The organism is Microcoleus sp. Z1_A1 (assembly GCF_036700305.1).
GTDB lineage: Bacteria > Cyanobacteriota > Cyanobacteriia > Cyanobacteriales > Microcoleaceae > Microcoleus.
Window position 1 is genome coordinate 1 of sequence record NZ_JAUBOR010000058.1, and the last position, 21,956, is coordinate 21,956.

Annotated in this window: 19 protein-coding genes and 1 pseudogene; 7 read left to right on the forward strand and 13 right to left on the reverse strand. The window is 44.4% G+C overall.

Annotation, left to right across the window (positions count from 1 at the left end; translation table 11 throughout):
- Positions 1 to 773 (reverse strand): annotated as a pseudogene (locus QT973_RS24245) (IS630 family transposase); the annotation flags it as partial.
- 290 nt (positions 774 to 1,063) lie between these two features.
- On the opposite strand from QT973_RS24245, the gene QT973_RS24250 reads away from it, so the two are divergent.
- On the forward strand, positions 1,064 to 1,864 hold the full coding sequence (locus QT973_RS24250) for a hypothetical protein (RefSeq protein WP_333058556.1): 801 nt from the start codon (positions 1,064 to 1,066) through the stop codon (positions 1,862 to 1,864).
- Between the two features lies 1 nt (position 1,865).
- On the opposite strand, the gene QT973_RS24255 is transcribed toward QT973_RS24250, so the two are convergent.
- The 3 genes from QT973_RS24255 to acpP form a co-directional block, all read right to left on the reverse strand.
- Positions 1,866 to 2,306, reverse strand: a complete 441-nt coding sequence (locus tag QT973_RS24255; RefSeq protein WP_333058557.1) for a hypothetical protein — start codon at positions 2,304 to 2,306, stop codon at positions 1,866 to 1,868.
- Positions 2,307 to 2,423: 117 nt separating this feature from the next.
- Positions 2,424 to 2,900, reverse strand: a complete 477-nt coding sequence (locus QT973_RS24260) for a hypothetical protein (protein WP_333058558.1) — start codon at positions 2,898 to 2,900, stop codon at positions 2,424 to 2,426.
- A 183-nt stretch (positions 2,901 to 3,083) separates the two neighbouring features.
- Positions 3,084 to 3,314 (reverse strand): acyl carrier protein, encoded by a 231-nt coding sequence (gene acpP / locus QT973_RS24265; RefSeq protein WP_333212655.1) that lies wholly within the window; start codon positions 3,312 to 3,314, stop codon positions 3,084 to 3,086.
- 1,441 nt (positions 3,315 to 4,755) lie between these two features.
- Here acpP and QT973_RS24270 point away from each other — a divergent pair.
- Positions 4,756 to 7,359, forward strand: coding sequence for a dynamin family protein (locus QT973_RS24270; protein WP_333058559.1), 2,604 nt, complete (start codon positions 4,756 to 4,758; stop codon positions 7,357 to 7,359).
- Positions 7,360 to 7,624: 265 nt separating this feature from the next.
- On the opposite strand, the gene aroF is transcribed toward QT973_RS24270, so the two are convergent.
- From aroF to QT973_RS24300, 6 genes are all read right to left on the reverse strand, one after another.
- On the reverse strand, positions 7,625 to 8,686 hold the full coding sequence (gene aroF / locus QT973_RS24275) for a 3-deoxy-7-phosphoheptulonate synthase (RefSeq protein ID WP_333058251.1): 1,062 nt from the start codon (positions 8,684 to 8,686) through the stop codon (positions 7,625 to 7,627).
- A 211-nt stretch (positions 8,687 to 8,897) separates the two neighbouring features.
- Positions 8,898 to 9,371: a PAM68 family protein gene (locus tag QT973_RS24280; RefSeq protein WP_333058252.1), complete on the reverse strand. Its 474-nt coding sequence runs from the start codon at positions 9,369 to 9,371 to the stop codon at positions 8,898 to 8,900.
- A gap of 95 nt (positions 9,372 to 9,466) precedes the next feature.
- The gene (gene rpsO, locus QT973_RS24285; protein ID WP_015174482.1) at positions 9,467 to 9,736 is read right to left on the reverse strand and encodes a 30S ribosomal protein S15; all 270 of its coding nucleotides are present in this window, start codon (positions 9,734 to 9,736) and stop codon (positions 9,467 to 9,469) included.
- Positions 9,737 to 9,986: 250 nt separating this feature from the next.
- Positions 9,987 to 10,610, reverse strand: coding sequence for a Holliday junction branch migration protein RuvA (gene ruvA, locus QT973_RS24290; protein WP_333058253.1), 624 nt, complete (start codon positions 10,608 to 10,610; stop codon positions 9,987 to 9,989).
- 331 nt (positions 10,611 to 10,941) lie between these two features.
- Entirely contained in the window at positions 10,942 to 11,190 is a 249-nt protein-coding gene (locus QT973_RS24295) for a type II toxin-antitoxin system RelN family antitoxin (RefSeq protein ID WP_333058254.1), read from the reverse strand.
- A 234-nt stretch (positions 11,191 to 11,424) separates the two neighbouring features.
- Positions 11,425 to 14,061 (reverse strand): AAA-like domain-containing protein, encoded by a 2,637-nt coding sequence (locus QT973_RS24300; RefSeq protein ID WP_333058255.1) that lies wholly within the window; start codon positions 14,059 to 14,061, stop codon positions 11,425 to 11,427.
- A 1,076-nt stretch (positions 14,062 to 15,137) separates the two neighbouring features.
- On the opposite strand from QT973_RS24300, the gene QT973_RS24305 reads away from it, so the two are divergent.
- The 5 genes from QT973_RS24305 to QT973_RS24325 all read left to right on the forward strand — a co-directional run bounded on the left by QT973_RS24305 (position 15,138) and on the right by QT973_RS24325 (position 19,337).
- The gene (locus QT973_RS24305) at positions 15,138 to 15,347 is read left to right on the forward strand and encodes a hypothetical protein (RefSeq protein ID WP_333058256.1); all 210 of its coding nucleotides are present in this window, start codon (positions 15,138 to 15,140) and stop codon (positions 15,345 to 15,347) included.
- Positions 15,348 to 15,623: 276 nt separating this feature from the next.
- Positions 15,624 to 16,196 (forward strand): hypothetical protein, encoded by a 573-nt coding sequence (locus QT973_RS24310; RefSeq protein WP_333058257.1) that lies wholly within the window; start codon positions 15,624 to 15,626, stop codon positions 16,194 to 16,196.
- Positions 16,197 to 16,432: 236 nt separating this feature from the next.
- Positions 16,433 to 17,149 carry a GUN4 N-terminal ARM-like repeat domain-containing protein gene (locus QT973_RS24315; RefSeq protein ID WP_333212649.1) on the forward strand — a complete coding sequence of 239 codons (717 nt, stop codon included), beginning with the start codon at positions 16,433 to 16,435 and terminating at the stop codon, positions 17,147 to 17,149.
- A gap of 356 nt (positions 17,150 to 17,505) precedes the next feature.
- On the forward strand, positions 17,506 to 18,066 hold the full coding sequence (locus QT973_RS24320; RefSeq protein ID WP_333392374.1) for a Uma2 family endonuclease: 561 nt from the start codon (positions 17,506 to 17,508) through the stop codon (positions 18,064 to 18,066).
- A gap of 95 nt (positions 18,067 to 18,161) precedes the next feature.
- Positions 18,162 to 19,337, forward strand: coding sequence for a HEAT repeat domain-containing protein (locus QT973_RS24325; RefSeq protein WP_333058260.1), 1,176 nt, complete (start codon positions 18,162 to 18,164; stop codon positions 19,335 to 19,337).
- Positions 19,338 to 19,355: 18 nt separating this feature from the next.
- Here the strand turns inward: QT973_RS24325 and QT973_RS24330 are convergent, their stop codons facing one another.
- From QT973_RS24330 to QT973_RS24340, 3 genes are all read right to left on the reverse strand, one after another.
- On the reverse strand, positions 19,356 to 20,075 hold the full coding sequence (locus QT973_RS24330; RefSeq protein ID WP_333058261.1) for a DUF2786 domain-containing protein: 720 nt from the start codon (positions 20,073 to 20,075) through the stop codon (positions 19,356 to 19,358).
- Between the two features lie 178 nt (positions 20,076 to 20,253).
- Entirely contained in the window at positions 20,254 to 21,471 is a 1,218-nt protein-coding gene (locus QT973_RS24335; protein WP_333212226.1) for a DUF790 family protein, read from the reverse strand.
- 15 nt (positions 21,472 to 21,486) lie between these two features.
- Positions 21,487 to 21,948 (reverse strand): DUF3598 family protein, encoded by a 462-nt coding sequence (locus tag QT973_RS24340; RefSeq protein ID WP_333274555.1) that lies wholly within the window; start codon positions 21,946 to 21,948, stop codon positions 21,487 to 21,489.
- Between the last annotated feature and the right edge of the window lie 8 nt (positions 21,949 to 21,956).

Consider the following 21,956-nt stretch of genomic DNA (forward strand, 5'->3'; position numbering starts at 1 on the left):
GCACTAAAATCATGCTCAATATCATTTAAGTCAGGAGAGTATTTTGGTAAAAATATTATCTGATGACCTGCCTCCTCCACCAGGAGCCTAATTGCTGTCTTACGATGAATCGGTGCATTATCCATGATTAATATTGATGGTATTGTTAAAGATGGCAATAAATATAAAGCTAACCACCCTTCAAAACTTTCTGCATTAAAGCGGACTGTAAAGACCATAGGTGCAATCAAGTCCTTGTTTCCTTTTCTTCTTCCTGCTACTAAATTTTCTCTTTTTCCGCGTTTTCCTTGTCTCTCCCCATATACTTTTCTCCCTTTTTTTGACCACGCATAAACACAAGCATGAAACTCTTCAAACCCTGACTCATCAATAAATACAAGGCTTTTACTCCCATGAGCTTTAATTAAATTTCTCAGTGTTTGGTAGTATTGTATTCTTTCTTCTCTATTCCTTTCTCTATAACGAAATTCTTTTTTTTTTCTCGTAATTTTCATTTTCTTTAAGGCATAGCATATGGCACTCGCTCTCACCCCGAATTTCCTTGCTCTTTCTATTAATCTTGCTTCGGGATTTTCTTCTACATCTTTTCTGAGCATTTCCCAGTCTATCTTTCGCTCACGGTGTTATACCTTAGTGGCTCGAAGGTCTTCCCTCCCTAGCCATCTGTATATTGTTGCTCTTCCTACTTTAAACAGGGCGGCGGCTTTGGTTATACCCCCTCCATTTTCCACATAATCCACTACTCTTTTTCTTAAATCTAGACTGTCTGCCATTTTTCGGCTCCGAGTTAACAATTTTTCTTGATTTTACATCATCTTGCATTTGTCTCACATTTATTTGAAATGACTATAAATTTAAAAATTTGCCCAAAAAAATGGTTTGATCCGCTATTGGTAGAGGCTTTGTGCGCAGTGTGCACCCTACAGACTCGATCGCACTTTTTAATTCTGACAATCACCCCGATCGAGCTTTGATGGTTTGGATTAAATAATTGTGCTACAAATGAACTATTCAACTTCGCGGCTAACCTAAAATGTTCACTCCGTCAGACAGAGTGCGGCTTATGAAGGAAATGCGGAAATCTCCAGAAGGAGACTTGCTGCCTAAATGGGAGGCGGCTTCGCAGTGGCTGTCTCGGTTTGAAGATAGCGATGATTGGTCGATCGCCCTGATGGACTGCGATCGCACTCCTTGCGTTACAATTGGTTTTGTTTTGGAGTGCGTGTGGCGATCGCACTGGGTGACATTTGATGAAGCAGACGGATATCAGCGCTTGCTGGCAGGATTTAACGAAATTCCCGAACCATTGCCCGCTGTTGGTACTCCCAAAAGTTACTCGCGGGGGGCGTGGGTTTTTGAAGCTCAACCGCGCCATCAACGCCGCCAAACGCTTGTTGAAAGGCGAGGCGGTAGAAATAAAAAATTTCGACAAAATGCACCTGCACCGCGCGTGGATTTGTCGCTAGCTGTCGGAGAATGTACGCCGCAGCAGTTGATGGAAGCGCTGATGATGCAAAATGGACGCTGGAATAATTTCGACCCGGAACCGATTTTAACCGATCTATATCAGAACAGAGATTTGTGGCTGAATTTTATGATGCTGCCGCTGATTGCGGAGGATGAAAATAGCGGTAGGCTTTACAGTAATTTGGGTTTATTGCTGCGAGATTTGGACGATCGCTGGCACGCTGATACGCTTTATATTTGGAGTAGGGATGATGATTGCGTTTACCCGCTGGTTGATTTTGGGAAGACTTGGATGGCGGATGATGTGCAAGTGATGGATCGCGATCGGGCATCTGTGTTTATTGGTTATGGGGGTTATGAAAATCCGCCGCCTGTTGTGGTTTACTGGTGGGATTAAATCACTTTTTTTCCCCATTACGACCCAAAAATTTAGCTGTTTTACGATCTAAAAACTTAGCCCCTGCTGATACAATCGTTTGGTCTTGTTCATGAGAATTGACATCTTCCTGTTTGTTTACTTCTTTCAATTTACGACCCAAAAATTTAGCTCCTCTACGACCGACAAACTTAGCTCCTGCTGATAAAATGCTTTGGTCTTGTTCCTGAGAATTGTTTGGGTTTTGGAGTTCTTGTTTGTCTCTCCCAAAACTAGCAATAAATTCAAAAGCTGGCATCAAGCCTACTAGCAATATTAGCACAACCAAAAATATGGGAATCAGCAATAATCCCAGCAATAGTACAACTCCCTTACCCTTCAGACTAACCAAGATGATGGTGATAATTTTCTCCCACCAAGAACAGCCCCAGCGTCCACAAAATTCTGCCAAAATTAGTTGCATTAGATTTTTACTCCTTAAACTGTATGTCCCTAAGTTTTTTGTTTTTACCGCGCTTTGTGCTTTCCTCAAAAGAAGAGCGATCGCACTTTGGTAGAAATAGCGATCGACCTGGTAAATTTAGCTAAGTATGAATCTATTTGGCAAAGAAGGCGGTGGTGGGGGAGACTGAGAATGTCGGGGCATATAGCTCGGTTTGGGACGACAAGCTTCTATAATTTCGTTACGAAACTGGTTGACTTTATCATTTTTTGTACAAAACAGAATGAGATTACTACTACTCGTGTAAATGGCAATATAACGCTGTTTTACAACAAAAGCCAACACAATGAAGATAATACCAATGAAGAATAAGCCGAGGGTTAGAATTCCGAGTCCGAGCAGCCACCAAGTACAGCCTTCCCCTATTTCAACTGCTTTGACATTTTGAATGGGAATGACAATTTCTTTGATTTCTAACCCAAAAAATGAAGTGAAATTTCCTTGTAAGGTGTCCCCAACAATTTTAAGAGTTCCTGTACCGCTGGTTCGGACGGGAACTGCACCGACTAATTGACCGGGAATTCCGCTGATTTGGGTAACTGATTTAGACTTCATTTTTTTTGATGTTTGTTGTAATAATGAAAATGACATTGGTCGTACAATTTTTGGTAGGGACATGGGCTTTGGCCGTGTCCTTACACCGATCGCTCTGGTGAGTTGGTATTACATGAAAGCTTGAAGTCTTTCTAGTGCTTTCTTCTGTTTAAGGAATTTGAACTTGGTTACTGTCTTTGCTTTTTAAACAGCAACTTTTTTGTAAATGTAATCAACAGCCTGTTGAACTGTTTCTATGTTCTCCGCAGCTTCATCGGGAATTTCAATGTCGAATTCCTCCTCAATGGCCATAATTAGCTCTACTGCATCGAGAGAATCGGCTCCTAAATCCTTGGCAAAATTAGCGTTTATGGTGACTTTACTTGCCTCAAATTCTAGTTGCTTGGCAACAACGGCTTTGAGTTTTTCATAAATTTGCTGCTTAACCTTATCGCTTGGGAAAGATTCTGCAACAACGGTAGCAGTAGCAGTATTATTCGTAGTTTCATCAGAATCTAATTCTAATTCCTCTTCGGATTCATCCCGGACTTTGAAGTACCAAAATAGATTAGCCACAGCCAAATCAGAGGCTTTTTCCAAATTCGACGATACTAAACTTGTATGACCCCCTAGTTCCCCTTGTTCAATGATATAATCTTCATACTCTTCACGTCGCTGCCGATCGAGCATCCATTCCAGTTGAGTGCGAAGCGCGTAAAAATGAGACTTCGGCTTCAAATTTTCATAAAATAACTGTTCCTCTGGGATTGCTAAAGCTGTTGCGGCTGAGTTTTTCTCCACCTTAACAGCAGAGTCAGATTTACTAAAATCAGCACTTTGCAACTGTTTTAATTCACTTGGCGGTAAAGCTTTCATCCATTCAATCTGATTTTGCCAAGTCTCTAATAAAACTAAATCGCGATCGTGAATGCACGTAATTTCAGGAAAAAGAAAGTCAAGCTCTTCGTCTGAGTCACAACAGTGTATAATACCGAGGCTATCTTGACGGATTTGTTGTTGAAGTTGAGAAATACGATCGCCCGCAGCCCCATACTCATTTTGCACCTGATAAGTCGCAATAATACTTTGTTCGATCGTCCAACTGCACTCTAACCGCCGCAACTGTCCCGCCGCACAGGTTTCTGACAACAACTGCGGATTTCTGTAATCAGCTAAAGCCTCAAACAACATCCCTCGCGCTGCATCAATTTCAGCATTGCGGCGGTTGATATCTTGCAGTTGCAAAGCCGATCGCATTCGTTGAATTGCTTGATTAAATAACCCGTAAGCCCGCACTAAGACTAGGCGATGGTTCTCAAATTTTATATCTGCAACCACTTCGGAAATTAATTGCTTAATTTCGGCGCCTTGGCCTTTCAAAAGTTGTTCTAAATTGATGAAACCATTTTCTACTTTAACTTCCAGCCTTTCTACTGCTTTTTTTAGTTTCAAAGTCTGGTGCAAATTCACCGCCGACAAGGCTACCCCAGCAGCAACTCCCACGCCAATGACGGCTGTTGTCGCTTGCAGCACGCCCAAACTGGTTTGGACGGCTTGAAAGCCCATGTGGTTTTGGTACATCTGCAAGCCTCCCATTGCAAGCTGCACGGGAGACACTAACGGCGATAGGGGGCTGTTGTTGACCAGCGCGCCAACGGCGTGGGCCGCAAACTCTCCCGTTGCTGCATCTCTCGCCATGCCGATCGGCACTCCAGCCGATGTAAACACTTGTACGTACTTGCCAGCCTCGATCGCAGCCTGTACCGCCGGGGGAAATACAAAGTTCATCATCAATTTCTACCGTGTTACCAATCCACAGAATAACTAATATATTATGCTAGTTTAAATAAAAAAAAATTATCAATAGGCCCTGCAAATGCACACTTCGCTAATTAGTCCTCAAACAGTTGAGCTTGTTTCGCGGCTGACCGGGCAAAACCTCCGAAAAGAGGATATTACTCCGCCTGTGCTTTTCCTGGCGGGGCTGGTGACGGTATTGCTGGGAGTCATTCATGCCGACGGTACGGTAAGTGCTGAGGAAACACAGCGATTGCGGACAATTTTTACGGAACTTATTCCCGCTAACAACAGTTTGCGCCAATTCGTAATGCCGATGGTTAAGAGCGTGCGGGAACAGCAAGTTTACAAGAAATTGACGGCGTTGCTGGCGCTCACATCGTGCTTTTCCGAAGAGGAAAAACTGCTGTTAATTAGTTTTGGGTATCAAATGTCGGCGGCAGATGGGACAATAGATGAACGAGAAAAACAGTATTTGACCATCATTGCCGATCGACTCGGAGTTAATGCGCGATTTTTGAGTGTTTTGGAAGCGAGTTTTAGCAATCAAGCCATCAGCGATACAGCAGCTTTAGCAGAAGTCCACTCGTTACTCGATCCAGCGCAATTTCAATCTCTCGATTCTATGTTTGTCCGTGCTGCCAGTCACATTATCGAACATTTACCAGCCAAACCGAAACACAAAACAAATCAAAAGCAATCAGTTTCATCCTATCAGGAGTTGAAAAAATTTCAGGAGTATCGGCAACAACTGAATGCTCTTTGTGAAAAACTAGGCTTAACTCTGCAAAATGGAATCGATCGCAACGTGCTATCTCCTACTTTAGCAGAAGAAGTAACGAAAGTATCTCAGAGATTGCAATCTCCATGTTTTCGCGTTGCTGTTGTCGGCGAATTTAGTAAAGGTAAATCAACCTTACTAAATGCTTTACTTGGTGAGGAAATCCAACCAGTGCGCGATATTCCCTGTAGCGGTAATGTGACTATTTTGAAATATGGTTCGCAGCGCCGGGTTATTTGTCGCTACCACAATGGACGGGAGGAAGAAATTTCACCTGCACAATATCAAGAGAAAGCTTCGATTTCGGAACAAGCGGCTTATGGTTCCTATGCCGATGAAATTGCCAAGTCGGAAATTGCCGAAATCGTTTTTGAACATCCCGAATTAGAGTTGTGCCGCAATGGGGTAGAAATTATTGATTCTCCTGGGTTGAACGAACAAGCCGAACGCACATTAGTCACCCAACAGGTTCTCAAAACAACTGATGCGGTTATTTTCTTAACTCATGCTCAAAATGCTTTAACGGAGAAAGAGCGAGAACTGCTTTTGTACTTGAAAAAAGAACTAAATTATGGTAATAAGGAAGGCGCGAGTAATATTTTTATGGTAGTTAATTTTTTCGATTTACTGCGGCGGGAAGAGAGTCGCCAGCAGGTACGAAAAAGGGTGGAAACAATTGTTACAAGTCAAAATTTGATTGCTGGTGAAAATCGGATTCATTTTATTTCTGCTCAATCTGCATTAGAAGCGATTTTAGCAGGCAATGAAAATGATGATTATCTAAAATCTTTTCAGGGTTTTACTGATTCGATTGAGAAATTTCTGACTGTTGAACGGGGGGCGATCGCACTTCAGCAATCAGCCGCCGGAATTAAGCAAATTATTAATACTGGCTGCGATGAATTGACTCAATATAGGGAAATCTTAGAAGGAAAATTGACAGTTTCTCAAGGAGATAAGGCGAAGATTTTTGAACAAATGGCGGAAGTAAGCGGCCGCGATGTGAAAATCAAACTTTTAGCTAATGAACTGAGGGAGGAATCTGTAGAAGAAGCTATTGAATCTTGGAATGAATGGGTGGAAGGATTGGGAGAACGCCTGATGGCAAAAAGTCATCGCTGGACTTCCGAACACGGACACATCATGAGTCAAGACAAGTTGACTAAAGATTATGCAGATCAATTTGTACGAGACATCACCGAAGAAATTGATGACTGGGGCAATCAAAAAGTACAGTCTATTTTAAAACAAAATATGGGAGTGCTAGACAGCCAAATCGGTGAAGATATTGATGCAATACGGCAAGAATTTCAACAGTTTGACCAGCAACTCAGCACTAGCCTTGTCGCTCAATTCAATAACTTAGCAACAGCAGGTAGCTTAGGCGGATTTGGCGCAAGTGGAAGGGGAATTGCTTCCTCAATTAACCCAAATATCGGTAGTGATGAAAGCTTAGGCGTTGGTTTGGGTCTCGGTGCATTAGTAGGTGCTGGGTTGCTATTTTTTACAGGACTTGGTTTTATAGGAGTTATTTTGGGTGGCTTAGCTGCTGGCGCTGGTGGCGGTTTTGGCTTTAGTTTTTTAGATGGCGATGCTGTTAAAGATCAGATTAAGCAAAAAGTTTGCGAGTTAGGCGTTGAGAAATTTGACGAATCTGCCCAGTCTATTTTTGAGAAGGTACAAGAAAGAATTATTACAGTATTTGACGATCGCGCTGATGCGAATAGCGGTGCGATGTCAAAAGCGATCTCGCTGTGGGAAAATTTATTAGAACAGCAGGAAAAGCGCGATCGAGAGCAAGCAGATTGCGAGGCCCAAAAAGTTTGGCTGGCTGACAAACGCCGAGAACTCGAACAAGTAAAAAATCAAATTGAGGCTATTTTAAATCAGAGCGATCGCTAATTCAATGAATAATATCATGTCCAATCGATCGACCGCGATTTTCGTAGGGGCCCGTTAGCCAACAATACCAGCCAATAATTGACAATCTCAAAAACCCGCCCCGGCCGGGATATTATGGTTAATCGATCGGATTCGATCTAACGGGTAAGTCATACCCAAGGAGAGGGGCGGGTTTCCAGAATCTCGGCTTTGTGTTGCAAATTAGGGCGAACCCGCCCCTACAGGAATTACGGTTAATTGACCGGACATTATATTACTGGTGTTTCTATGCCAAAACTGGCACGGGCTGCGGCCAACGTCCCATGACTTTACCAATCACCGCCAATTCTTCCATCAACTTGTCGAACTGATCCGGTGTTAAAGATTGCGGCCCGTCAGACAAAGCTTTTTTCGGATTCGGGTGCACTTCAATCATCAGCGAATCTGTACCAGAGGCGATCGAAGCAAAGGCCATCGAGGGTACAAACTGCGCCCAACCGGTGCCGTGACTGGGGTCAACCATAATCGGTAAGTGAGTCAGAGTCCGCAATACTGGTACTGCCGACAAATCGAGGGTATTGCGTGTATATTGCCTGTCATACCCGCGAATTCCGCGCTCGCACAAAATCACGTTCGGATTCCCAGAAGCCATGATATACTCAGCAGCCATCAACCATTCTTCAATGGTGGCGGAGATGCCGCGCTTCAGCAAAACTGGTTTGTCTTGAGCTCCGACTTTCTTCAACAGTGAGAAATTCTGCATATTTCTCGCCCCGACTTGTACCACGTCGGCTACTTCCACGATCGCACTTAAGTCGGCCGCATCCATAACTTCTGTGATAATTCCCAAACCGCTAGCTTCCCGCGCCGCCGCTAGCAATCCCAAAGCACTCTCGCCGTGGCCTTGGAAAGCATAGGGGGAAGTTCTCGGTTTGTACGCGCCACCACGGAGAAAATGAGCTCCAGCAGCTTTGACGCGCATTGCCGTTTCGACAATCATTTCTTCGTTTTCGACTGAGCAAGGGCCTGCTACGATCGCGATCGGGTGATGCAAGCCGATCGTTACAGTTCCTAAAGGAGTAGCAACCGTTACTTCGCTGGGTTCTCCTTGGCGATATTCCAGAGAAGCGCGTTTGTAGGGTTTTTCCACGCGCAGAACTTCTTCAATCCAGGTGCTCATTTCGCGCAGTTGCATCGGTTCGAGCTCAACTGTGTCGCCCACCAAACCCATCACGGTTTTGTAACGGCCGACGATTTTTTCTGGTATCAAACCCCAGCTAGTGCGGAGCTCTTCGTCGATGCGATCGATCTCGGCTTCTGGAGTGCCGGCTTTCATTACTATAATCATATTTTTTTTGCCTGTTTAGTTGGGCTAGAAACGGATGATGACTCTGATGCACTGAGAAAATAGATGCAATGGCGATCGAGAATCTATTTATATCAGTATTATTAGCATTGTTGTGGGGCGGGTTCTTGTTCCCTCCCCAAAAACAAATTCTAGATGGTTAACATTTTAGTTGTTAGCTAATGACTAATGACTAATAACTAATAACTAATGACTAACTTTTTGGCTTCGCGGCGCGCCACGCTTCTCGCATCCGTCCAAAATTGGTATTAAATTCTTCCCACCCCAGAGTGCTTCCTGAAACTTCTTCATCCCAGGAAGCTGAGAGGACTCCGTAGCTTAATCCCAGAACGCCTAGACCAAAACAGCCCATGCTTACCAGCAATACTGCTGTGTTGGGCAAATCAAACAAGCCTTTGCTGACTATCAAATAGCTGACAAAAAATGTGGAAATTCCCAGGATTGTCGGTATGCCGCAGAATACCGCTATGCGAGATATCATGCGTTGGCTGACTACTTCTGGGATGGATTGCGCCTGTTTTCCGGTTTTGTTAGCTTTCGGCTGCTTGTCGGCAGAATCCGACTCTAAGGCTATGCTTGCTTGGGGTTCTGGGGGCTTTTTAGGCGTTTTTTTACGATTTGTTGCCGGTTCAAAGGGCAAGCGCTTGCGGGGTGGTTCGGAGGACATATTTTATCTCTGACCTGAAATCTCGAACATTTTTCAATAAGTCTTGGTGTTTGTCCAAGATTAAAGAATATTGTCGCAAATTTTGGCTTTGGTGTTTAGCCGCGAATGCCTAGACGGGCAATCAATGCTTTGTAGCGATCGGCATTTTGCTTTTGGATGTATGCCAGCAGGCGCTTGCGGCGGCTGATCATCATCATCAAACCGCGCCGGGAGGCGAAGTCTTTTTGGTTGATTTTCAGGTGGGCGCTGAGTTTGGTGATGCGATCGGTCAGCATGGCGACTTGGACATCTGCTGAACCGGTATCGGTTTCATGGGTTTGGAAGTCGCCCATGATTTCTTGTTTGCGCTGTTGTGTAAGAGCCATGAATTGATTTTAGTTTTTTTTGTACGATTGTCACAATCTCCTATGTTATCACAGGGGAAGCATAATAACGATAAAATTTTTGCTAAGGATGGGTTTGTTTTTTGAGCAGAATAGACTTGAATTGCAAACATACTTAGGACGGGCGGGACGCCCATCCCACAGGAAAAAAAATTGTGGGATGGGCGTCCCGCCCGTCCAGGGTTTTTATTCCCGGCGGCTAGATATTGTAGGGGATTATCATTGTAGGCGATTATCGGCTCAAATAGGCGATCGCCTCACGTATCCAATCATCCGCATCACCTTTGGTGGACAAAGTGCTGTCTTGACTGAGGGTTTGCAGCGCTTGCAAGACTTCAGCCGCAGTGTATCCCATCGCCAGCAGGATCATCTCGACTTCTTCTTGAATAGCTGGGGGGACTCCGGCGGCGACTGAAGTTGTCAAACCTGCTTGCTGTCTCCATTCCGAGAGTTTGCTTTTGAGTTCCAGGGCGAGACGTTCTGCGGTTTTTGTACCGACGCCCGGTGTTTTGGCGAGGATGCGGGTGTTACCGCCGACGATCGCCTGGACTAAATCTTGCAATCCTAAAGTATCAAGAAGTGCGATCGCCAGTTGAGCACCCACACCGCTGACACTCGTCAACTGCCGAAACAAATCGCGTTCTGCCGCGCTGCCAAAACCGTACAATACGATTTGGTCTTCCTTAACTTGCTGGTGGGTAAAAATTTGGGCGACTTCGCCGGATGCTGGCAATTGACCGGTCACGCGGGGCAAAATTTGGATTTCATAGCCGATGTGATTGACTTCGAGAGTCAATATGACGCGGTTGCTGCCTTTGGCGATATCGGCTACTGTGCCTTTGAGATAGCTAATCATAGAATTAATAATACACCGCTATTCGTTTTCGTCAAACTCTGCGATGATGCTGCGGATTTCGTTGAGGCTGATATCTGTTCGATCTGACATCTTGCACCATTCTCAATTAGCCTTTTAGGAACAGGCTTTCCGGCCTGTTCCACAAGAAAATCTACTTTTTGTGGAACGGGCATCTTGCCCGTCCTTGAGAATAGTGCAAGATGTGAGTTTGATCGGATTTTGAGTAAATGGTTAACAAAAGTACGATCGACGGCTATTGAACTTGATTGAGCGTGTGATCGTCTAAAATCTAAAATCTAAAATCTAAAATCTAAAATCTAAAATCTAAAATCTAAAATCGATCGATGCCCTCCCACATTTGAGAAAGAGGTATTCGCTGTCGGGTTTTAGCTTCCTGGAATGCCCTTTTGAGACTAGCTTTTACTTCTGCAACTGGAGTATCGTCGGGGTCGTCTTCAGCTTCATCTGTAGGTTCGGGAAGAAGAACGATGATTCGCACGCGGCCGGGAGTTTCTGCGGTTAAAGGTCGATCGAGCAATAATTGACCGAAAGCATCCAGGATACAAGCCCCCGGATTCATTCCGAAAGCAGACTCAGGACCGGTGAAATAAACAACCTGTATCCGATGAAACTTGCCGAACGTATTTATCTCGCGCAAGTCAATGCTAAAATCTAAAATCTAAAATCTAAAATCTAAAATCGATTGACCTTTTTCGTCGATCGTTCCTGTGACTTCAAAGGCTTTCATTTGTTGGTCCTGGATTTTTTTTAATTAATACTATTATATAACCCTGTTCGAGCGATTTTGTTATTCTTAAGCCAAAATAAGCTGCTGTTTAACCAAAGACAAATCCGTCTTACCAAAATTCACAACCAAAGCCACATTGAAATTTTCCAAGGATTTGACAAACCACATAATTTCATTAGAAGCTTTACCTTCATAGTGATTAAACAAAATAGAAAATCGCTTTTCCAACTCAGGTTTGACTTTGCCCGAAAGCAGTACAAGTTTCATGAGTAAACCCATTGTCCTGCTGGCGCCGAGGTTGTACACCAAATCGTAAAAAACGTAGTGGCTGGGATGTTGAGAATTTTCCACTACTAAGAAGTTGAACAACTGGTGGCAAGTACGAACTAACAATGGATTATTGAATTTCACCGAGTCATTTTCTCGCAATGTATTTTTGATTTGTTTGTACAAACGGTCATTAAATTGACGCCCCCCGTATTCTGGTTCTACCGACGATATTAAATATTCATATAAATCCACTTTAAATGAGGCGTAAGATGGAGTTTTTCTGGAATCTCTCAGGAAAAATTGAGCCGCTTCTTTGTAGCTGCGATCGCCTGCTACTTTTCCGGCAAATTCCCTGACCGCTAAGTGCAGTTCTGCATCGTTCAAAAGTGTGGGATTAGCCGCTCGCTGTACAATTCCTATTTCTGTATTTCTCGGCTCAACCATATAATTCAAATATTTAGACAAATGTGTTTCAAATTGTCGCTGTCTTTGAAATGCCAGTTTTTGGATGGTTTGTTGGTCTTCCTCAATGCTGTCCTTGCTCAGTAGAGAATAGCCGTACAAATAAGGATACCGACATATCAATTCGCCCAAAGGAAAATCTGTATCTTGTTGCTGCTGTTCCGCATCTCTATCTAAGGCTTTTACTAAGCGCTCTATAGTCTGGAATTCTTCACTTTTATTAAAAAATTTTATTTGTTCTTGTAAGCGCTTGACTATGTAAAATTCCATCCCGAATCGGGGAGAAGTCTGCTTAAATAAAGATACCAACTTGGCGATCGCGAACTGATTTTGTGATTGCAATTGCCAGCGGTTGATGGGGATGTAGCAGCAGCGGTGGAGCAGATATTTAAAGTCCTGATCCGATCGCTTGACGGAGACTATACTATACAAAGTTGCTTCAATCTCTCGATCGGGATAGCCCATGCCGTCGATAAATAGCTTTCGGAACCGCTCGATCACCTGTGCGGGGGATTCTGTTTCCACGCAGGAGACGATGTGATCGTACAATCTCTGTTCGTTGCTGCCAGTTGGAATACTATCTGAGGGCGGGGTGAGGATGGGGCTGTCTGCATCTGTGTCTATGCTGCTGTCTGCAACTTGTGCGACAACGACTGTGGGTTTTTCCCCAAAAGTTCGATCGGGATTCAAGAACCAATAGTGTTCTTGGCTTAATTGTTTGTCCTCCGCCCAATCCAAAGCTGACTGCAAACTTTCCCCTGTCAATAACAGTGATTCATCTTCGCGGTCTGAAGCCAGCCATGCTGCTAGGGCCAAGCGGTAAGGAGCCAATTTTCCCAGCTCTTTTTCCACCCAGAACTGATTAAAAACTGACTGATAAATTAGGTTGGAAACTATTAATTTACCCTCAAATTTAACAACCAGTCCTGACAGTTGCAATTCGAGTTTTTCGGGAGAGTAATCTGCTGGTACTCCCTGGGATTCTCCCGGTTTTGTTGCCTTGGGCGGTTGCAAAGCTTGCTGGTACAGCGTTAACAGCCGCGTGAGGTCGCAGTGGTTATGGAAAATGCGATCGCGTATAGGTATCAAATGTTGGGGTTCGTCTTCTTCTTCCCAATTTTTAATAATTCTGTGTTTGACCAGTTTTTCAACCTGCTGAGCTTCCGAATTTCTGCCAATAAAAGGCCCGTATTCAAGTACCAAGTGGCAAACTTTTTGAGTTAGAAACGGTTGCCCGCCCGTCCAAGCTAATATTTCTTGGAGGACTTTTTGGGGGCGAAAAGCTTTCAGGGCTAATCCTTTTGCTAGCGGCAAACTTTCCTGCAGTTGGAATCGACTTAAATGAATTTGCCGTCCAACATTAAAAGGGTTGCATCTTGGATCTCGGATCAATTCTGAGGGGGCTGCTACTCCCATAACAGCAAAAGTCAGGCGATCGTATTCCGGTTGCTCTGCCCGCTTGGAGTAACAAGCCCGGATCAAAGCAAAAAAATCCTTGGTACTAAAATTTAGGCGGCTGATGCTGTCAATGTCATCTAGAAAAATTACCAGATTTTGCTGAAGTGACTTGAGCAAAACTTTTTCGATAAATATCTCCAATCGCTGCACCGGCGGCAGCAGTTCGCGATCGTTCCACCACTTGATGGCATCAAACCTGTTTGTGATGTGTAAACTGCTTGCCATGCGGTACATGATTCCGCCATACCACTTTTGGGGGGAGATATCTGGGCTGCTGATGCTTCTCAAGTTGATGGCGGCAAAAACTGTACCTTCGGCTTGCAACCTTTTGGCCGTTTGCACTAGCAGGCTGGACTTTCCCATTTGTGGCGAACTCAACACGTAGCAGAAGTCTCCGGCTTTGAGTCCTTCGTAGAGCTCGCTGTCTGCCGATCGCCTGACATAGGTGGGCGCACCGGCAGGCAAATAGCCTCCAACTTGATATTGGTACGTTGAGTTGACGGATGCTGTCATCTGGGAATTCATCAAGATTTTACGCCCCTATGCTGTGCGATCGAAAGGTTACAAATTGGAGTTATGGCCCGCTGATACCATTTTAGATTTTAGATTTTAGATTTTAGATTGGGCAATGACTTATTCAATAAGGGTTTGGAGTTTGCCTGTTGCATTTGGATTGTTTTTTTTTTATCGGCCTTACTATGGTGGAAAATTTTTTGTTCTTCTTTCTCTATTGTCTACTAGGTCAGCTTTCTTCTCGTCAATCTTTACCGTATCTTTGCAAGCGTTCGCCCCAAATCCTATGATCGGCGCAATTGTACCCCGCCACTTGATTTTTTACACTCGTTCACATAATTGATGAATTTTGACTCGATCGGATTGAAAACGCTAAAACGCCGTTTTTTTCACATTTTTTTTACAATAATACTTTAAAATTAACCCGGTGGTATGATGTTGGCAGGGAAACTCATAACCACAGCGCCGTCAACCTTCTGCCTTCAGTTGCGCTTGCCGAATGCTGGAGGAAAAGACAGAGCAATGGCTGCCAATAAAAAACCCCAGCGTTTGGCTGAGGACTGCTTGAGTGGGAGATATCGTTAATCTGCGTTTTTTTAGTTGACTTAGATTGCATGGAATTCCATGCTGCTGACTTTCCCCGGGCTTTCGCGTTCGGGGATTCCTAAGAACAAACTTTTCAGGATGCCTCCACAAAAAGTTTAATTCTTAAAGGCGTGGTCAGAAACTGGCTAACCACTCGCTCAACTCTAAAAGTTAAGTCTGTGGCTAATTGTAGAAGATGCGCCCTGATGGCTTAACTACCCGATGGATTAGCACCCTGATGGCATAACTCCCTGATGGATCGACGCCCTGATGGCTTTCGCTCCACTACCCAAAAGATTCGGGTTGGTGGATGATCGTGGACATTAGTAACACGTCACTTCTGGCGTTTCCGATCGCAAGCGGGTGTGCCTGTCTGAATTGATTATGGCAGGCAGATTTATCAGAAGACAAGTGGGCTATTGCATCAACCCATTTCTGACAGATCGGGTGAGCCAAAAAGTGTCAATCTACGCAAATCAGGGTCATCGAACATGAAAAACAGCATCTTAGTATTAGGGGTAATTGCCTCGGCTGGCTTCGGCTTTTTCCAGGCAGGCAGCGCCAGCGCTTCAGCGATCGCCACACAACCTTCATCAGCCAGTAGTTTGACGGCTTGGGAGAGTCGTCCTGACTTTAACTACACTGGAACGAATGAGGATGGGGACCAAGAAGAGGTAAAAACGGGTAAAGGCAGGAAATAATAATTGGCGCCCGGAGTGTGGTTCGCTCTGATGCGGTTGTGGTTGTAGTTGTGGTGCTTGTTGTCCCAACCGCCTCTGATCGAGGTAGTTAAAACTCGATCCCAAGATCAGTCTACCTAATCCCAGGGGTGGTAATCAGTTTCAGAGAACGGTGGATGGGAAAATAAACAGGTAAGGCGAGTCTGTTGGTGGAGTTTCCCCGCCTATCAACTTCCTTACCTTCTGATGTTCGGGATTTGGATCTGGCACAATCGTATTTCATCTCGTAAAAACCCAATGGAAAATACTCTCGAAACTACCCGCAGACAGCGCGTATTGACAAGAACCCAGGAACGGCGTCAGGCGACACCCAAAGAAAAACAGTTGATTCACCTGCTAGCCAATATGGCTTGCAGCTTGATTAAATACGACTACAAACACGCAGCGGGCAAGGGTACTCTCCCGCCTTCGGAAAGCAAGCGTTTAGCGGAATGGCACTACCTGCGAGTTCAGCAAATTCGCCGGATAGAACGTTCATTGGAGCCCGTAGCAACCCTTAAGCGCGTGTACTACAAGAGCATCCTCAGTCCGAGGGATCTGAAGTCTTTGAAACTGCTGTGGCTGGAGGAGGACAAAAACCGTGTCAAACGGGTCGATCCTGACTTGGACGACATCCTCAGCGAAGCTTTGGATCGGGGAGATACTTTAAAACAGCTATTTCACTCGATCGAAGTCAAAGAACGCACCTTTTCTGCAACTCCTAGCCCAGGCGCCGTGCCGCTTTGGGTCAAAGAGTGGGAAGACTCGGAATATGACATAAACTTTTTTCCGCCTTCCTTCCCTGCATGGGTTTCAATCGTGGACGACTAGGTTCAAAAAAAACTCTTTGGTATGGCATCGATCGTAAATTTCAGATGGTAGACTTATTTGCGATTGCTGACATTGGCGAAAAGTGTGCGATCGGGCGATCGGCTAAACCAGGCGGTGTGGCGCGCAGGCATCCGAGTACAGAGAAGTGAATCGGAGTCAGTACCATTGTACAATGGGGGAAAACCAGGGCTTCAGCTAATAGCTGATAGCTGATAGCTGATAGCTGATAGTTTCTCATGACTGACTCGATTTCTACTTCTCCTCTAGACTCGGCGGCCGATACAGCCGAACTCCGCTCTCAGTTGAGGTCGGGTTCGGAAAAAGCTCAACTGCAACTGCTGCAACAACAAATAGCAGATTCCGGTTGGGATGTATTGATGGAATTTTTATTAGAGCGCAAGTCAGAGGCACCGACTGCGGTAATGGGTAAGGCTTACCAAATTCTTTACAGTGCTAATTCTCCGAGAGCGACGGAGTTTTTGCAAGCGAATTTTCCGACTGGGGTTGTGCCGCTGCGATCGGACTCTAACATTGATTACACTCCGCTGCAACAATTATTGGCGTTACAGGAATTTCAAGAAGCCGATCGCTTGACTTTAGACAAGCTTTGTGAATTGGCTGGTGAAACAGCTTCTGTGAGAAAGTGGCTGTATTTTACGCAAGTTGAGAGCTTGCCGGTAACGGATTTGCAAACAATTAATACGCTGTGGAAAGTTCATTCCGAAGGCAAATTCGGCTTTTCGGTGCAGCGGGAAATTTGGCTGAGTTCGGGCAAGAATTGGGATAAATTGTGGCCGCTAATTGGCTGGAAGAAGGGGAATAATTGGACGCGATACCCGCAAGAGTTTATTTGGGATTTGAGCGCGCCTAGGGGTCATTTGCCGCTGTCGAATCAGTTGCGGGGAGTGCAGCCGTTTGCAGCTTTGATGGCTCATCCTGCTTGGTTGAAGTGAATGGTTTTGGGGCTTTTGGAGAATGCGGGGCGGGCTGGATAGCCGGCCCCGCTATGGTTTTTGGGGAATTGGGATTTTGATTTCTGAGGCGCAGAAATTCACAGAAATTCACAGGCGGGATGCCTGTTCCACTTTTGGCGTAGAGGGAGAAGGGCGATCGTACTTCTAGGAATGTTGGGAAATTTTGTATAATTGATATTTGATATCATGTCTGGTCGATTACCCTGATTCCGTAGGGGCGGGTTCACCAATAATATTTGCCAAAAACGGACAATCTCACAAACCCGCCCCGGCCAATGTATTATGGGTGAGCGATCGGACATGATAGGAGTTAATTAGCGAGAGGGCTGGGAGTCATGGTAGGCATCGGAACCAAACTCACTTTAGCAGAATTTCTAGCTTTGCCCGACGGAGATATATATTGTGAGTTTGTAGATGGTGAAGCAGTCCCCAAAGTGTCTCCAAAATATTTTTATTCGACTTTACAGTTTACTTTGTGTCGCCTGATTCGTGTATGGTGTAAAGGAGGCGGGCGAGTGCTTCCAGAATGGGCAATTTTGTTAAAACGTCAGGATAAAGATTGGGCACCTGTTCCCGATTTAACGTACATTTCTTATGAACGTCTGCCGAAAAGTTGGCGGCGAAATGAAGCTTGTCCCGCAATTCCTGAACTGGCGATCGAGATTGTATCACCGGATCGAAGTATGAAGGAATTTGAAGAGAAGGCGAAAGATTATTTGGCGGCGGGTGTTCCGCGAGTTTGGGTGATAGATCCAGAAGCTATTTTAATTAGAAGTTTTTTGACCGATGGTTCTAGTCAAGTTTATACGGATAATACAGTAATTTTGGATGAGTTGCTGCCTGGTTTGGAGTTGACGACTCGGCAGATTTTTGAAGAAGCGGAATTGATTGATTGAGGGCGATCGTACTCTGTGCAAGATATCAGTCGTAGGGTGCGTGACAACGGGAAAACTTTGAAGGAGCGGCGGTGGGTTCCATTTGAAAGAAAGTTATGACTTCAGAATTAACCGACGCCTTAAAGCGAATCTTAAGCTGGATAGAGCGACACGAGCCCTGGTTGATTGAGTATCTATACCCTGGCTTATCAAAAGATGAGATAGATAACTTAGTAAGAGATTTACCAATCCAATTTTCTCCTGAACTCTATGAACTCTATCAGTGGAGAAATGGTGCAGTAGAAGGAGATGAGTGGAAGGAAACAGCTTGGATATTTCATAGTTGGACTTTTAGACCTCTACAAGAAATCGTTGCAGAGCTTGGCCAGGATATCTTCACACATCAAACTATCCAAACAGATAACATAGCCGATGTAGATATAATTAAGCCTTATTGGGAAAGTTTTAAGTATTTAAATATTTTTTATCACATTTTATGGGAAGATAAGGGGTGCGTTTTAATTAATAACATACTAAATTTTTGTCCGATAATTTTTCAGCGACTTGAAGAAGGAGAGTTAACTTTACTTGAAAAGTATACAAGTTTAACCAGTATGATGCTAACCATCGCAGAATGTTATGAAGCAGGAACTTACTTCATAGGGGATTATATTTCTCGCCACCCTGAAAAAGAATATCAAATTTGGCGTAAATATAATTCTCAGATTATAGAATTTGCTCTACAAGCTATTCAGCAAGGCTCTTTGTGTGGTCGGTTTTTTACATATTTCTCCAACGACCTAATCGAATTTAAAGATCCAAGAACTGTGGAGCCTCTAATCCAAGGGTTGCAATTACTCAATCATCAGAATGCAGAGCGATTGAACCAGCAGAATAACGATCCATTTCTCTATTACGATCCCAAAGAAGAGGTAGCCAGAATTTTGGGAGATTTAGGTGATGCTAGAGCTGTGCCTGTTCTAATTGCCACTCTCAAAGACGATTGTCATAATAATTGGGATTACGCAACTAAAGTCAGTGCAGCAAAGGCTCTGGGTCAGATCAAAGATAAACGAGCAACTTACTCTCTCATTGAAGCTTTGCAAGATAACCAGGATGAAGTTCGACAGATGGCAGTTTGGGCGTTAGGTGAAATAGGGGATTTAAGAGCAGTAGACTCCCTAATTGATGCTTTGCGAGATAGTGATTATAGGGTAAAACAAGCGGCAAATGAAGCCTGGGATAAACTGGCTGCAAAATTTCCTGAGCTTGACGAACAAATTCCCTTTTAATGCTAACTATACATAAACTCAAAGACATTCATTAAGTTGTTTCAGATCCCCTTGCGGCTGCACTTGCTTGTGCAAACTAATTTTGTCGCCCACTTCATACCCCGAATTAAAACCCGCCGCGCTACTGACTTGAGAATCTGTTCTCGTTCTAATTTTAACCCCTCGGCCCTCTAGATAATCCGCGATCGCCAGTTGATTTTTCTCAAACATCGATCGCACTACAATCGCTGGAGTCGCCGCCGCATCCCCGGAACCCGGAATCCCTGAGTTTTCCATCTCCTGTTTTTGTTCCAACAATCTTTGTCTCAACCTCGTCGCGCATCCAACCCGAAAAGCATTCAGATACGCCAACCCTCTGCCATTTCCTTTGCGGTATTTAGCCCTTTTTTCAATCGCAGAGCTCAAATACTCGTACAGATGTTTGCAAACAATCAGGTTGGTAGAAGTTCCCACCAAAAACATACTGCCATTATAAGTGTTTCGCATGGCAGTGCAACCGTTAGCGTCGGCAATTCCCGAAAGCAGCATCATTTTCCAAGTGACAAATTTGGATGTTGTTTCAACTGAGTCTTCGTCAATCTCTTCTTGGTGATTTGGCCCTAAATCGGCGAGACTGAGATTGTACTGTGCCAGTAACAGGGAAGCTTTTTCGGCTGCCGCAGTGGATTCGTTTTCATTTGATGAGGTGGCGAGGGCTAACAGCTTTTTGATTCTTTCGACAATACTTGTGTCTGCCATTTTTCTATCGGTTTTAGGGTGAGAGTATGCGGTGGCAAGGATTTGGGTGAATTCCTATTTTAGTATAGCTGGGAATGTGGGAGGTTTTTTGAGGAGGATTTTTTTGAACCGCAGAGGGCGCAGAGGGCGCAGAGAGAGAGAAAGAAAGAAAGATGTTTGCAACTGATGCGCGGATTGGTTACTCTTCGAGGACTTCCAGGACTGATTTGGGCAACAATTTATCTTTAAACCAGACTACTTTTGCTGGCACTTCATTTACATTCACTCCGGCTTTTTCTAAATTCAGCCGTTCGGAAATAGCTAAAATTAAGTTATCGCATTCAGACTTCTGTACTTGTGCAAATTTCTTTTGCAAATACTCCGGCCGCCAATAGCCAACTATTTCTAATAAAAATACTCGCCCGTCGGGATGCACTAACCGAAAGTCGGGAATCATCACACTACCTGGAATCGGAATTAAATCTACTTCTCGCTCTAGTTGCCACTCGGTTTTTGTGGAATTCCATCTTTCAGCAAATGCTGCTTCTAACATACTATCATAAGGCTTGCCAGGGGGATAGTGGCTGACTAAACCGCAGTCGGAATTTAGGGTAAATTTACCTGTTTTCAAAACGCCACTAAAAGGATCTTTTGTGTGCAGTGTGGAGTGCATACTCCATTTGGTGACGTGCAGCAGTGCGGGCAGCATTTTCGCCAGGGCTAAGCCGTAGCGGGTGCTGGGTTTGAATAAGCTTGTAGGGCCGTCTATTGTCAGTGTAAAACCGTGGTCGGCATCGCCTTCGATGTAAGTCATTAATTGAAATAGTTTCAGATAGCGAAATAAGAGTTTGTATTCTCCTGGATCGTTGCGGTGGGCGGTTAATTGGACTTGACTTGCTCGGTAAAATATGCCTTGAACTTGAGAAAGATTGTATTTGTGAAGCAAGTTTTCGGGTGTTGGTGCATTAAACTCAGTGAGGATTTTGTTTTCGTTTAAATCGGCGTATAAACCTGTAGTGATTTCGTGAGGAAAAACTTCTCTGTTTAACTCTTGGCTGAGTTCACTTGCTACTTTTTCCAGGGTTAATTGGGTGGATTGAGGGCTGGGAGTCGATCGCGCGGACAAGGCAAAAACCCGCTGTCTCAACTCTGAGGGTTCTAGGGGACTGATGACTTCCAAGGTGCAGAAACCGCCTTTCAGCAGGTGCGCTAATCCCCGTTTCAGCCGATAATCGGGGCTGTCGCCTTCTAATTCTAGCAAGCGTCCGTCGAGTTCGCCTTGGGTTTTGCCGATCGACTCTTGGAAGCAGTCGATCATTTCCGTTGCGGCTTCTAAGTTTTTAGCATCTATCTTGAGGCGGAGAGGGATGATTGATTCTCCGTTTTGGCGGTGACTTAATAAATCAGTTGGTAACATACGCAGTAAAAACTTTTACTCAATTCTTTGTTCAACAATCACCATAACTCCCCTAAGTTTTCCCTCTTCTGTCAAGCTTTGGGTAGTCCGAATTCGCCGATCGGAACTGACAAGATGGATGGTTTCAACAGCCCTCATAAAGCCAGTTGCTTTGTCCCATACTTGAAAAATTATCAAATCATCTCCAACTTCTGTCGCTAGTGTATTGTAGTTGGGAAAAACCGAGTCCAGACCTTCAATTTGCACTTGTCCTTCGCCGACAACATAACCCACAAACTTTTGGGTTTCACTCTGACCATTGGCATAAGTTTGAAGGTTAGTTTGCCTCCACTCGTTATCAACTATTTTCTGGGTAACAACTGCTGTAAAACGCCTGGTTTCTTTGCAGTCGGCATCGAGTATTGTCCAGTCTCCCTCCCAAACTCCTGTATGTTTGGGGAAAATTTTAAAGTTAGTTAGTTGTGCAGTTTCGCTCATTTTTATGT